The organism is Bradyrhizobium sp. USDA 3315, from assembly GCF_054056795.1.
In genome coordinates this window covers 1,047,754-1,060,685 of record NZ_JBSRYP010000001.1, presented here as the reverse complement: position 1 = coordinate 1,060,685, position 12,932 = coordinate 1,047,754, and the positions used below count along the sequence as shown (strand labels likewise).

Genomic DNA, 12,932 nt, shown 5'->3' with positions numbered 1-12,932 from the left:
GGCCCCGGATTGCGCTGCGCTCCATCCGGGCTACGCTTTCCTGTGCCGCTCGGCGCCGCTAGGGCAATTTGTCATACCCCTCCGCCAGGCCATTCAGGCTGAGCGGAAAGCCGATCCCTTCCTCGGGCGTCTCGAAGATGATGAAGGTCGCGGTCTTGGCGTTCTTGAGCTGGCCGAGCAGCTTGTCGTCCATCACGACCTCGGCGACGCAGCCATTGGGCAGGCACCTGACAAAACCGGCGCGGCCGACGTCCTGATTGTCGAGCTTGAGGCCGAGGCCGGAGGGCAGCAGCACGCCGAGCGGCGCGACCACGCGCATCAGGCGGCTCTTCTGGTCGGCGGTCTTCAGCACGATCACGGTCAGGCCGGCATTGGAGCGGTCTTCCGCTACCACGCTCTGGATCAGCGCGCATTGCTCGGCCTGGGCGCCGGGCGGAGTGTCGCAGCGGATCTGCCAGTCGCCGTGGACCGAGCGCACCGCGCCTTGCGCGTTCGCCGGCTGGGTCAGGCCAAGAGAAAGGCCGAGGCAGAGGGCCAGAATCGCGAGGCCGCCGAGCCGGCTGGCCATCGTCAAACGAATGTTCGAAGCGCCCATCCGGGTCGATCCTTATAGATGTTCGGTCGGTCCGGCCGTCCGGCCGCCGGTAGCACGCGCGCCACGATGCGCTTCCCGGAAGCGAATCATGATCTCATCTTCTTGTTTGAGCATGATCTTTCGGAAAACCGGTTTCCACTCTTCCGGATCATGCTCAGGCGTCGACTGATACCGCAATGACGGCGCCTTGAAGGCGATCGTGAAGCCATTCTCGCGCCGGATTGGGGCAGCCCGCAGCGAATCAGGTTCCTGTGCGCTGCCCTGTCTGTGGGTACATCCGGTAATCCCCCTGTCAAGCGGCATGGACAATTGGTCCAAGTGCTTTCGCTTGATTTTGCAGGAAAAATCGCAAGCGGCAGCTTCATCGCAGGCGCATGGCTTTCGGCCCCACTACTGCATTGCGAGCGCCGGAGAATTATGGTTTGAGAGGCTGGATTTCGACGCGTTCTAGCGATCTGGCTCCCGTACCCACCTTGACTCAGAGACGGGTATGTCCGGAAGGCCGTTTGTCAGGGCGGATCGTGCTGCATTTTCGGCCACATGCCGGGGGTGCTTTGGGGAATAATGCAAGGGAGCGCGAGGCGCATGAAGATGTCGATTGGCCGGTTGGGCAGGCAATTGCTGGGGTTGGCGGTGGCGGGTGTGGCGTCTGTCGCCGCGGGATCGGCCTTCGCCGAAATGGGGCAGCCGGCGCCGTGGGAGCACACGCTGCAGGAAGGCGTGACCCCGGTGATGGAAAACATCATCTGGTTTCACAATTTCCTGCTGGTGCTGATCACCCTGATCACGCTGTTCGTGCTCGCGTTGCTCATCATCGTGGTGGTGAAGTTCAACGCCAGGGCCAACCCGGTCCCCTCCAGGACCACCCACAACACGCTGATCGAGGTGGCCTGGACGCTGATCCCGGTGCTGATCCTGGTCGGCATCGCGGTGCCGTCGTTCCGCCTGCTGTTCCTGGAGCTCGACGTGCCGAAGCCGGATCTCACGGTGAAGGTCACCGGCAAGCAGTGGTACTGGTCCTACGCCTATCCGGATAACGGCAAGTTCGAGTTCGACTCGCTGCTCGACAAGGACAAGCAGCCGCGCCTGCTCGGCGTCGACAACGAGATGGTGGTCCCGGTCAACAAGGTGGTGCGGATCCAGACCACCGGCGCCGACGTGATCCACTCCTTCGCGGTGCCGGCCTTCGGCGTGAAGATCGACTCGATCCCCGGCCGCCTCAACGAGAGCTGGTTCAAGGCCACCAAGACCGGCGTGTTCTACGGCCAGTGCTCGGAACTGTGCGGCAAGGACCATGCCTTCATGCCGATCGCGGTCAGGGTCGTGAGCGACCAGGAATTCGCGACCTGGGTCGAAGGCGCGAAGAAGAAGTTTGCGACCAACCCGGCGAATTCCTACGCCTCGGCTGGTCAGGCGGCGCAGTAAGCCTCACGGCTTACGGCGCGGATGGAATAAGGGCGACGGGACCGCAAGGTCCAAGAGGGACTGCAAGGCAGGATTTTGAACATGGCGACAGGCGCAGCGACACACGACGATCACGCCCATGACGATCACGCCCACCATCCGACCGGATGGCGGCGTTATCTCTACTCCACGAACCACAAGGACATCGGTACGATGTACCTGATCTTTGCGGTGATCGCGGGCATCATCGGCGCGGCGATGTCGATCGCGATCCGTGCCGAGTTGATGTATCCGGGCGTCCAGATATTCCACGAGACGCACACCTATAACGTGTTCGTGACCTCGCACGGCCTGATCATGATCTTCTTCATGGTCATGCCGGCGATGATCGGCGGCTTCGGCAACTGGATGGTGCCGCTGATGATCGGCGCGCCCGACATGGCGTTCCCGCGCATGAACAACATCTCGTTCTGGCTGCTGCCGGCCTCGTTCGCGCTGCTGGTGATGTCCACCTTCGTCGAGGGTGAGCCGGGCGCCAACGGCGTCGGCGCGGGCTGGACCATGTATGCGCCACTGTCGACCTCGGGCCATCCGGGACCGGCGGTCGATTTCGCGATTCTCTCGCTCCATCTCGCGGGTGCCTCGTCGATCCTCGGCGCCATCAACTTCATCACCACGATCTTCAACATGCGCGCGCCGGGCATGACCCTGCACAAGATGCCGCTGTTCGTGTGGTCGATCCTGGTTACCGTGTTCCTGCTGCTGCTGTCGCTGCCGGTGCTCGCCGGTGCGATCACCATGCTGCTGACCGACCGCAATTTCGGCACCACCTTCTTTGCGGCTGACGGCGGCGGCGACCCGGTGCTGTTCCAGCATCTGTTCTGGTTCTTCGGCCACCCCGAAGTGTACATCCTGATCCTGCCCGCCTTCGGCATGATCAGCCAGATCGTCTCCACCTTCTCGCGCAAGCCCGTGTTCGGCTATCTCGGCATGGCCTACGCCATGGTCGCGATCGGCGGCATCGGCTTCGTGGTGTGGGCGCACCACATGTACACCGTCGGCATGTCCTCGGCGACGCAGGCCTATTTCGTCGCCGCCACGATGGTGATCGCGGTGCCGACCGGCGTGAAGATCTTCTCGTGGATCGCCACGATGTGGGGCGGCTCGATCGAGTTCAAGGCGCCGATGATCTGGGCGATCGGCTTCATCTTCCTGTTCACCGTCGGCGGCGTCACCGGCGTCGTGCTGGCCAATGCCGGCGTCGACCGCGTGCTGCAGGACACCTACTACGTGGTGGCGCACTTCCACTACGTGCTGTCGCTCGGCGCCGTGTTCGGCATCTTCGCCGGCTGGTACTACTGGTTCCCGAAGATGTTCGGCTACATGTACTCGGAGCGGATCGCCAAGCTGCACTTCTGGTTCACCTTCGTCGGCGTCAACCTGGTGTTCTTCCCGCAGCACTTCCTCGGCCTGTCGGGCATGCCGCGCCGCTATGTCGACTATCCGGATGCGTTCGCCGGCTGGAACCTGATCTCCTCCTGGGGCTCGTACATCTCCGGCATCGGCGTCCTGATCTTCATCTACGGCGTGATCGATGCCTTCGTCCGCAAGGAGCAGGCCGCGAACAATCCGTGGGGCGCCGGTGCGACCACGTTGGAGTGGACGCTGACCTCGCCGCCGCCGTTCCACCAGTTCGAAGTGCTGCCCCGCGTGCAGTAAGTCCACGACAACGCGGCGCACTTTAAGGGTGCGCCGCGCCTTTTGAGAGAAGCGAGACCTGATCTTGTCGGTTGTCGATCACAACGCCATCGAGCTGCCCCGGATCTCCGAGGCCGAAGTGGGCGACTACATCGCGCTGTTGAAGCCGCGCGTGATGTCGCTGGTGATCTTCACCGCGCTGGTCGGGCTGATGATCGCGCCGGTGCACGTGCATCCGGTGCTGGCATTCACCTCGATCCTGTGCATCGCGGTCGGCGCCGGCGCCTCCGGCGCGCTCAACATGGCCTATGAGGGCGACGTCGACGCGCTGATGACGCGCACCGCCAACCGGCCGATTCCGCGCGGCCGCATCACGCAGACCGAGGCGGCCGCGTTCGGCATCACGCTCGCCTTCTTCTCGGTGATGACACTCGGCATTCTGGTCAACTGGGTGGCGGGTGCGCTGCTTGCCTTCACCATCTTCTTCTATGCCGTGGTCTACACGATGTGGCTGAAGCGCTGGACCGCGCAGAACATCGTGATCGGCGGCGCCGCCGGTGCCTTGCCACCGGTGGTGGCGTGGGCCGCCGCGACCGGATCGCTCTCGGTCGAGCCGATCCTCCTGTTCCTGATCATCTTCTTCTGGACCCCGCCGCATTTCTGGGCGCTGGCGCTGTTCCGCAGCGACGACTATGCCCGCGCCGGCATCCCGATGCTGCCGGTCGTCGCCGGTCCCGACGCGACCCGGCTGCAGATCCTGCTCTACACCATCGTGCTGGTCGCGATCGCGCTGGCGCCGTGGCCGCTCGGCTATTTCGACGCGATCTACGGCGTCACCTCGCTGGTGCTCGGCGCCGGCATGCTGTGGCTGGCCATCGAGGTCTATCGCCGCCGCGAGGGGACGGCTGCCAACCGCGCCACGCGCCGGCTGTTCGCCTTCTCGATCCTCTATCTGTTCGCGCTGTTTGCCGTCCTTCTCGCCGAGGTCGTGGTCCGCGCGATTGCGCCTGTCTTCATCGGATAGGGAGCCGGGGGGCGAGATGGGGGCGCATGGGATATCAATGGACGAGAAACGCGAACCAGAAGGCATCGTCCTCACCGAGGCGCAGCTCAAGAGCCGCCGCCAGCGCTCGATCGCCATCGCGCTCGCGCTCGGCATCCTGGTCGTGCTGTTCTTCGCCGTCACCCTCGTCAAGGGGCCGGCCGTGCTGGTGCGGCCGCTGTGAGTGAGATGGCCAACCAGGGACCGCAGCAGGGTGAGGGCGCCAAGGTCACGCGCCGCACGCTGACGCGCGACGCCGTGGTTGCCTCGATCTGCGGCTTCGTCGTGGTGCTGATGGTCGGCGCGTCCTACGCCGCCGTGCCGTTCTACAACTGGTTCTGCCGCACCACCGGCTTCAACGGCACCACCCAGGTCGCGACCTCGGTGCCTTCGGATGCGCCGCTCGAGCGCACTATTTCGGTCAGCTTCGATTCCAACGTCGCGCCGGGCCTGCCCTGGAAGTTCGAGCCGGAGCAGAACACGATCGACGTCAAGATCGGCCAGGTGGTCACGGTCTACTACACCGTCACCAACCAGTCGGCGCGCACCACCACCGGCCAGGCGTCCTACAATGTCGCGCCGTTGACGGTCGGCGCCTATTTCCAGAAGATCAACTGCTTCTGCTTCACCGAACAGACCATGGCGCCGGGCGAAAAGCGCGAGATGGCCGTGGTGTTCTATGTCGATCCGGCGCTGGCCAAGGACAGCGAGAACGACACGCTGAAGACGATCACCCTGTCCTACACCTTCTTCCCCGTGCGCGACGCCGCGCCGAAGCCCGTGGCGGCGGGCGAGGCGGAACAGCGCAAGGGCGGCTAGTTTTGGAATTTAAGATTTAAGACGTGCCTTGCGGCACGCGAATGGAGAGACGGCAATGGCTGAGGCGCAAGTCAAGCATCACGACTATCATCTCGTCGACCCGAGCCCGTGGCCGGTGGTCGGCTCGATCTCGGCCTTCATCATGGCGTTCGGCGCGATCGGCTGGATGCACCACATGTTCTCCGCCGCCCCGATCGTGTTCGGCGTCGGCACCATCGGCGTGCTCTACACGATGGCGAGCTGGTGGGGCGACGTGATCAAGGAAGCCCAGTACAAGGGCGACCACACCCGCGTGGTGCAGATCAGCCACCGCTACGGCATGATCCTGTTCATCGCCTCCGAGGTGATGTTCTTCGTCGCCTGGTTCTGGGCCTTCTTCAATGCGGCGCTGTTCCCGGCCGACGCGGTGCATGCCACCCGCGATGCGGTGTTCGGCTGCGGCGCCGGCACGGCGATGGGTGCCTGCTCCGTTCCCGGTACCTGGCCGCCGCACGGCATCGAGACCTTCGATCCCTGGCATCTGCCGCTGCTCAACACGCTGCTGCTCCTGACCTCGGGCACCACCGTTACCTGGGCGCACCATGCGCTGCTGGAGAACGACCGCCAGGGCCTCAAGCAGGGCCTGATCCTCACCGTGATCCTCGGTGCCCTCTTCACCTGCGTGCAGGCCTATGAGTACGCCCATGCGACGTTCTCGTTCGGCGGCAACGTCTATGGCGCGACCTTCTTCATGGCGACCGGGTTCCACGGCTTCCACGTGCTGGTCGGCACCATCTTCCTGCTGGTCTGCCTGATCCGCGCCTATGCCGGCCACTTCACGCCGAAGCAGCACCTCGGCTTCGAGTTTGCCGCCTGGTACTGGCACTTCGTCGACGTGGTCTGGCTGTTCCTGTTCATCTGCATCTACGTCTGGGGCCACGGCGCCGAGACGATGGCCCACGGCGCACATTAATTGCCGGCCGACGTGCTAAGAGGGGGCGGCCGAATGGCCGCCCCTTTGTTTTTGAAGAGAACCGATGACCGATACCCAGCCGACCGTCACTGAGAGCGCACTGCGTGGCATCGCCTGCCGCTGCCCGCGCTGCGGCAAGGGCAAGCTCTATTCCGGCTTCCTGACGCTGGCGCCGCGCTGCCAGGCCTGCGGCCTCGACTTCGCCTTTATCGATTCCGGCGACGGGCCGGCGATCTTCGTCATCATGCTGGCCGGCGCGATCGTGGTCGCGGCGGCGCTGATCGTCGAGGTGAAGTACCAGCCGCCGTTCTGGGTGCATGCCGCGCTGTGGCTGCCGTTGATCCTGGTCACCACGATCCTGCCGCTACGATCGATGAAGGCACTTCTGATCGCGCTGCAATTCCACCACAAGGCCGCCGAAGGCCAATTGATCGAGCGCGACCCGAAATGAATGATGTGACGACGCGCCGGCCGAGCGCGGCCGGCTTCGGCATTTTCACGTTGATCCTGATCGCGGTGTTTATCGCCCTCGGTTTCTGGCAATTGCAGCGCCGGGTCGAGAAGCACGCGCTGATCGCAGCGCTCGAGGCGCGGCTGGCCGCGCCGACCGAGGCGCTGCCGCCGCCGTCGGCATGGCCGACGCTGACCTCCGCCAAGGATGAATTCCGCCGCGTGACCCTGACCGCGACCTATGCGAAGCAGCCTGACGCGATGGTGTTCAGCTCCGGCTCCGCCGTGCGCGACGACATTTCGGGTCCCGGCACCTGGGCGTTGCTGCCGGCGAAGCTCGCCAGCGGCGAGACCGTCGTGATCAACACCGGCTTTGTCCAGAACACGATGCAGGATCGCGCCTTCGAGGACCGCGTCGTCGGCCGCCTCGTCACCGGCGCGCCGGTTGAACTCACGGGCTATATCCGCTTTCCCGAGCCGCCGGGCCGGCTGACGCCGAAGGAAGATCCGGCGAAGCGGCTGTGGTTCGTGCGCGACCATCGCGCGATGGCGCAGGCGCTCGGCTGGGGCCAGGTCGCGCCGTTCTACATCGACCTCGAGGGGCCGGTGCCCGACAGCGGCACGCCGAAGCCCGGACCGCTCAAGGTGCGGCTCAAGGACGACCACATGCAGTACGCCATCACCTGGTTCTCGCTGGCCGCTGCGGTCACGATCGCCTTCGGCCTGTGGTGGCGCGGCCACCGGCGCCGCGCCTCTGGTCGAACCTAGTCGCATCATGGTTTGATTGACCCGCGAAGGGGACTTCGCGGCAAGCAATCAGGGTGTGCCATGGAGAAATACGGCGCCGGGCCAATCGTTGTCCTGGAGTATGATCCCAACTGGCCGGCCATGTTCGAGACGGAGCGCGCGAGGATCGAGCATGCGCTCGGCTCGCTGGCTCTGGCCATCGAGCATGTCGGAAGCACCGCGGTTCCGGGCTTGCCGTCGAAGCCGATCATCGACCTGATGGTCGGTGTCCCCAGCCTCGCGGAGGCACGGGAACGCTGCATCAAGCCGATCGATACGCTCGGCTACCACTACATACCGGAATACGCGGCGTGGCTGCCTGGCGAGTTGTTCTTCCGCAAGGGTCCTCCGGGGCCGTGGACCCATCATCTGCATGTGATGGAGCCATCCAATCCGCGCTGGGAAACGCTGCTGGTGTTTCGCGACTATCTTCGCGCGCACCCCGAGGTGTCCCGTGCCTACGCCGAGATCAAGCAGGCCCTTGCTGCCTCCTCGAGAGAGGACATCGCGGCCTATCGCAACGGCAAAACGCGTTTCGTCGAGGAGACGACCGCGAAGGCCCGCGCGTGGCGCGCGGACCTGTCCGGTCGATAGCGCGGCTTAGCCACGCCTGCATTCTGCGGTAGCGCCATCCATGCCGGCGCCGGGATCAATGACCCATGGGGGCGGGGCCGCCGAGCTTGACCTTGCGCAAGGTCAGCGCCAGCGGGATGGCGGAGAGCGAGATCAGCATCAGGACCCAGAACGCATCCATGTAGGACAGGAACGAGGCCTGGGTCTGCACCTGCTGTCCGATCCACTGGATCGCCTGACTGTGCGCCTGCGCCAGCGAACTGCCCTGGGCGACGAAGAAGTCGGTGACCTGGTGCAGCGTGTCCTGGTATTGCGGGCTCGACGGCGTCACCTGCTCGACCAGCCGGCTCTGGTGGAATTGCTGGCGATGCGTCAGCACGTTGGACACGATCGAGACGCCGATCGAGCCACCGGTGTTGCGCGCCGCGTTGATCAGCGCGGAGGCCTGGTCGGTCTTCCCAGCGGGAATGCCGTCATAGGACGCCGCCATGATCGGCACGAAGATCAGCGGCAGGCCGACGCCGATCAGCATGCGCGAGCGCGCCATGAACCAGAAGCCGAGATCGCCGTAGACGTTGGTCATGCTGTACATCGAGGCGGCGATCACCAGCGCGCCGGCAACGATCAGGTATTTCGGCTGCACCCTGGCGGCGAGCCGGCCGACCGCGAACATCATCATCATGGTGACGACGCCGCCGGGCGAGAGCACGAGGCCGGCCCAGGTCGCGGTGTAGCCGAAATCCTGCTGCACCAGTTGCGGCAAGAATTGCGTGGTGGCGAGCAGGATGGCGCCGGTTGCCAGCATCACCAGGAAGCAGGCGCCGAACTGACGGGTTGCGACCATGCGCAGGTCGATCATCGGATTGCGCCGGGTCATCTCCCACGGGATCATCAGCACGAACGCCGTGGCGCAGATCACTGCAAAGGTGATGATGAAGGGCGAGGCGAACCAGTCGTCCTCGAGGCCGCGATCGAGCACCACCTCGAGCGCGCCGAGGAAGGTCGCGATCAGCGCGAAGCCGATGAAGTCGAACCTGTTGTCCTGGGGCTGCGCCCCCTTGGCTTTCGCGGTCGCGGGCTCCTGCAGCACGGCCGCGATCAGCGCGATCGCGAACACGCCGACCGGCGCGTTGATCAGGAAGCACCAGTGCCAGGAGAGGTTGTCGGACAGCCAGCCGCCGAGCGTCGGCCCGACCACCGGCGCCACCACGACGGCAATGCCGAACACCGCGAACGCCTGCCCGCGCTTGGCCGGCGGGAAGGCATCGGCGAGAATCGATTGCGCAACTGGCACCATTCCGCCGCCGCCGAGACCCTGCAGGATACGGAACAGCAGCAGCGCGTTCAGATTGGACGCAAAACCGCACAGGATCGAGCTGACCGTGAAGATGCCGAGGCAGATCAGGAAGAAGGTCTTGCGCCCGAGCGTGCGGGCGAGAAAGCCGGAGGCGGTCAGGATGATGGCGTTGGACACCAGATAGGTGGTGACCACCCAGGAGGCCTCGTCCTCGCTCACGCCCATGCCGCCGGCGATATAGGGCAGCGCGACGTTGGCGATGGTGGTGTCGAGCACCTCCATGAAGCTCGCGAGCGCGACCACGATGGCGATCAGCCAGGGATTGACGGTGACGCTCGGAGCCGGAATGCCTTTGGCATCGATGGCGGCGGCACTCATCACAGCCTCCCGAGGCTCGACTTCTCAAGGCGCTCGAACAGGGACGGCGCGGGATTGATCCGCACCGTCGGCACCACGGACATGCCCGGGCCGAGCGCGACGTCGGCCGGTGGGTTGTCCATCACGATCTTCACCGGCACGCGCTGCACGATCTTGACGTAGTTGCCGGTGGCGTTCTGCGCCGGCAGCAGCGAGAACGCGGTGCCGGAGCCCGGCTGCACGCTCTCGACATGGCCCTGGATGGTGCGTCCGGGATAGGCGTCGATCTTCATCGTCACCTTCTCGCCCGGCCGCATCTTGTCGAGCTGGATCTCCTTGAAGTTCGCGGTGACCCAGGTCTGGTCGGGCACGAACATCGTGAGGTTGGTGCCGGCCTGCGCGAACTGGCCGACCGCGGCCGACAGGCTGACGACGCGGCCCGGCTGGGCGGCGGTGACCGTCGTATAGGACAGATTGAGCTTGGCCTGGTCGCGCTGCGCCTCGGCCTGGGCGAGGTTCGCGACCGCGCTCTTGCGCTGCGCCTTCAGCGACTCGACCTGGCGCTGCGCGAGGTTGAGCGTCGCCTGCGCGCTCAGCAGCGCAGCCTGCTGCTGATGCAGCTGCGAGGTGAACTGCTCGGAATTCTGCACCGTGCCGTAGCCGGATTGCTCCAGATGCTGGTAGCGCGTTGCCTGCTGCTGGGCGAACACCAGCGCCGCCTGCGCCTGGTCGACCTGCGCCTGGTTGGCAGCAATCTGCGCCTGCTGCACGTCGAGCTGCGCATCGACATTCTCGATGCTGGCGCGCGCGGCCGCGACCTGCGCCTCGGCCTGCGCCAGCGCGACGCGATAGTCGCGGTCGTCGAGCCGGGCGATCACGTCGCCGGCCGCGACATGCTGGTTGTCGGTGACCGGGACGGCGGTGATGTAGCCGGAGATCTTCGGCGCGAGCGCCGACTGCCGCGCGGCGATGAAGGCGTCGTCGGTGGATTCGAAATGCGCGCTGTAGTCCATGTAGAGATAGCCGCCGCCGATCGCTGCGGCGAGCAGCACGGCGCCGATCGCGGAGACGACCGGACGGCGGCGGAGAAAGCTGCGCCGTGTTGTCTTGCCGATGACCTCGGGCGGGATTGTTGCCGGCGGGGCGGGTTGCTTGCCCGCGGGATGCTCCTGCGCCGGAGTTCGTGCGGTGACCGAGGGCCGGTCAGGCTCATGGGAGGCCGGAGCCGAGGACGCCCCCTCGATACCCTCATGCCCCGGTTGGTCGCGCTCCAAAACAGTGTCTTCAAACATGATGGCGGCTCCTGCTGTCAGGCGAGGTCTGCAAGGCCTTCGCAAATAGGAACGGAACCGTTCCGTTCTATGCGGCAAATAGTTCCGCCGCAGTGCGTCGTCAATAGAAACGGAACTGTATCGTTCTATTTACAACTAGATGTGATAAGGCTATATTGCCTGATATTGCCGGCCTGACCGGCCCATCGAACCCGGGTCGATGCGATGACCACCAGCACCCTGAAGAAGCCGCGGCTACCGAAAACCAAGCCGGTCGAGGTGCGCGCCGGCCGGCCGCCGAAGGAGCTCGCCGGCGAGGTCGATGCACGCATCCTCGACGCCGCGCGCCGGGTCTTCCTGCAGCGCGGGTTCGAGGGCGCGAGCATCGATGAGATCGCGGAAGTCGCGCGCTCCGGCAAGCGGACGATTTATGCGCGCTTCCGCGACAAGCGGGCGCTGTTCACGGAAGTGGTGACGCGGGACATCCTGGCACGCATCGCCGAGTTCAAGGCCGATCCGCCGGTCGGCGCGACCATCGAGGAGCGCCTCACCAGCGTTGCCTCGACCCTGTTGCATTGGGGCTTCGATGCCGACCGGATCGGCCTGATGCGGCTCGCCATCGCGGAAGCGCACCGCTTCCCGGATCTCGCCGCCAACGTCAACCGCAGGGCGCGCGCGCTCAGCACCGAGCTCGGCATTCACCTGCTGCGCGACCTGACGCAATCCGACCAGCTCGGCAAGCTGCCGGCCTTCGCGCCCGAACACCTGCCGACGACGGCGCGGATGTTCCTCGACATCATCGCGGTGCCGATGCTGCTCCGGGCGCTGTTTGAGGTCGACCTAAAGGCGCTCGATCCCGAGATCGACGCCCATGTCGCGCGCGGCGTCGCGTTCTTCGTCGCCGCATGTCGGACCGGCTGGGTGGAGAATCCCAAGCCATAGGCGCGCTTAATCCGGCGCGCGCTCCACGGCGTGACGCAGCCAGACCATGCCGCCTTCCAGCGCCTCGCAATGGGTGAGCCGCAGCGACTGACCGGCGCCGGGGCGGTCGCCGTCGGGGCCGTGATAGTCGACGATGCTTTGCGAGCCGGCGACGCCGTCGACCGCCGGAAAGATCAATGTGCTGAACTCGTCGATCAGCCCATGCTTCAGGAAGGCGCCGTTGATCCCGCCGCCGCCTTCGAGCAGCAGCGTCCTGGCGCCGAACAGCGACGCGAGCTGCGCCATCGCGCCCGGCAGATCGTCGCCCTTGGTGCCTGCAAAGATGTAGGACGCACCGTCCTCGCGCAGCTCGGCGAGGTGCGCATCGGACACCTGCTCGCCCAGCACAGCGACGGCATGATCGCCGCCGACATTGTCCTTGCCGAAATGCACACGGCCCGACGGATCGATGCCGACAGCAAGCTTGCGGCCGTTACGGTTGCCGAGATGCGCCTCGCGCGGCAGCCTCAGTGGGTTGGCGATATGCCGCTCCGTTCCCTTGGCCATCTCGTTCATGGTGACGCGGCCGATGATCCATCCATCGGCATCGAAACCGTCATGGATCCTTTCGTAGTGGCCGCGCAGCACGTCAGCCGAGATGCCGGCGGCGGCCTTGGTGAAGCGGCTGGGATGAAGCCGGCCGTCGATCGACGTGCCCATGTGGCAGATGATGTGGGGGCGCATAGGCTGAACTCTTCGGTGCGGAA

The 12,932-nt window shown here is 65.4% G+C and carries 15 protein-coding genes; 10 read left to right on the top strand and 5 right to left on the bottom strand.

What is annotated here, in order from left to right; all coding sequences use genetic code 11:
• Nucleotides 1-58: 58 nt before the first annotated feature.
• The gene (locus tag ACVIYL_RS04920; protein WP_253625069.1) at nt 59-595 is read right to left on the bottom strand and encodes an invasion associated locus B family protein; all 537 of its coding nucleotides are present in this window, start codon (nt 593-595) and stop codon (nt 59-61) included.
• Nucleotides 596-607: 12 nt separating this feature from the next.
• Nucleotides 608-898, bottom strand: a complete 291-nt coding sequence (locus ACVIYL_RS04915) for a hypothetical protein (protein ID WP_143029702.1) — start codon at nt 896-898, stop codon at nt 608-610.
• A 282-nt stretch (nt 899-1,180) separates the two neighbouring features.
• On the opposite strand from ACVIYL_RS04915, the gene coxB reads away from it, so the two are divergent.
• The 9 genes from coxB to ACVIYL_RS04870 all read left to right on the top strand — a co-directional run bounded on the left by coxB (nt 1,181) and on the right by ACVIYL_RS04870 (nt 8,340).
• Nucleotides 1,181-2,020 (top strand): cytochrome c oxidase subunit II, encoded by an 840-nt coding sequence (gene coxB / locus ACVIYL_RS04910; RefSeq protein WP_026191935.1) that lies wholly within the window; start codon nt 1,181-1,183, stop codon nt 2,018-2,020.
• Nucleotides 2,021-2,101: 81 nt separating this feature from the next.
• Nucleotides 2,102-3,718, top strand: coding sequence for a cytochrome c oxidase subunit I (ctaD, locus tag ACVIYL_RS04905; RefSeq protein ID WP_253604749.1), 1,617 nt, complete (start codon nt 2,102-2,104; stop codon nt 3,716-3,718).
• A 64-nt stretch (nt 3,719-3,782) separates the two neighbouring features.
• On the top strand, nt 3,783-4,721 hold the full coding sequence (locus ACVIYL_RS04900) for a heme o synthase (protein WP_028334631.1): 939 nt from the start codon (nt 3,783-3,785) through the stop codon (nt 4,719-4,721).
• Nucleotides 4,722-4,758: 37 nt separating this feature from the next.
• Complete coding sequence (locus ACVIYL_RS04895; protein WP_028334632.1) at nt 4,759-4,923, top strand: hypothetical protein; 165 nt, start codon at nt 4,759-4,761, stop codon at nt 4,921-4,923.
• Nucleotides 4,924-4,928: 5 nt separating this feature from the next.
• Complete coding sequence (locus ACVIYL_RS04890) at nt 4,929-5,558, top strand: cytochrome c oxidase assembly protein (RefSeq protein WP_076832349.1); 630 nt, start codon at nt 4,929-4,931, stop codon at nt 5,556-5,558.
• 55 nt (nt 5,559-5,613) lie between these two features.
• The gene (locus tag ACVIYL_RS04885) at nt 5,614-6,510 is read left to right on the top strand and encodes a cytochrome c oxidase subunit 3 (protein WP_057016083.1); all 897 of its coding nucleotides are present in this window, start codon (nt 5,614-5,616) and stop codon (nt 6,508-6,510) included.
• 64 nt (nt 6,511-6,574) lie between these two features.
• A complete protein-coding gene (locus tag ACVIYL_RS04880) occupies nt 6,575-6,961 on the top strand; it encodes a DUF983 domain-containing protein (RefSeq protein WP_253604745.1) in 387 nt (128 codons plus the stop codon).
• A complete protein-coding gene (locus ACVIYL_RS04875) occupies nt 6,958-7,728 on the top strand; it encodes an SURF1 family protein (RefSeq protein ID WP_456777883.1) in 771 nt (256 codons plus the stop codon). The genes ACVIYL_RS04880 and ACVIYL_RS04875 overlap by 4 nt, the downstream gene beginning before the upstream one ends.
• Before the next feature lie 60 nt (nt 7,729-7,788).
• Nucleotides 7,789-8,340 (top strand): GrpB family protein, encoded by a 552-nt coding sequence (locus ACVIYL_RS04870; protein ID WP_456777882.1) that lies wholly within the window; start codon nt 7,789-7,791, stop codon nt 8,338-8,340.
• 55 nt (nt 8,341-8,395) lie between these two features.
• On the opposite strand, the gene ACVIYL_RS04865 is transcribed toward ACVIYL_RS04870, so the two are convergent.
• A complete protein-coding gene (locus ACVIYL_RS04865; protein WP_456777881.1) occupies nt 8,396-9,994 on the bottom strand; it encodes a DHA2 family efflux MFS transporter permease subunit in 1,599 nt (532 codons plus the stop codon).
• On the bottom strand, nt 9,994-11,265 hold the full coding sequence (locus ACVIYL_RS04860; RefSeq protein ID WP_456777880.1) for an efflux RND transporter periplasmic adaptor subunit: 1,272 nt from the start codon (nt 11,263-11,265) through the stop codon (nt 9,994-9,996). The genes ACVIYL_RS04865 and ACVIYL_RS04860 overlap by 1 nt, the downstream gene beginning before the upstream one ends.
• 204 nt (nt 11,266-11,469) lie before the next feature.
• On the opposite strand from ACVIYL_RS04860, the gene ACVIYL_RS04855 reads away from it, so the two are divergent.
• Nucleotides 11,470-12,186: a TetR/AcrR family transcriptional regulator gene (locus tag ACVIYL_RS04855; protein WP_253604741.1), complete on the top strand. Its 717-nt coding sequence runs from the start codon at nt 11,470-11,472 to the stop codon at nt 12,184-12,186.
• Nucleotides 12,187-12,192: 6 nt separating this feature from the next.
• On the opposite strand, the gene ACVIYL_RS04850 is transcribed toward ACVIYL_RS04855, so the two are convergent.
• The gene (locus ACVIYL_RS04850) at nt 12,193-12,909 is read right to left on the bottom strand and encodes a dihydrofolate reductase family protein (protein ID WP_456777879.1); all 717 of its coding nucleotides are present in this window, start codon (nt 12,907-12,909) and stop codon (nt 12,193-12,195) included.
• Nucleotides 12,910-12,932: the final 23 nt, after the last annotated feature.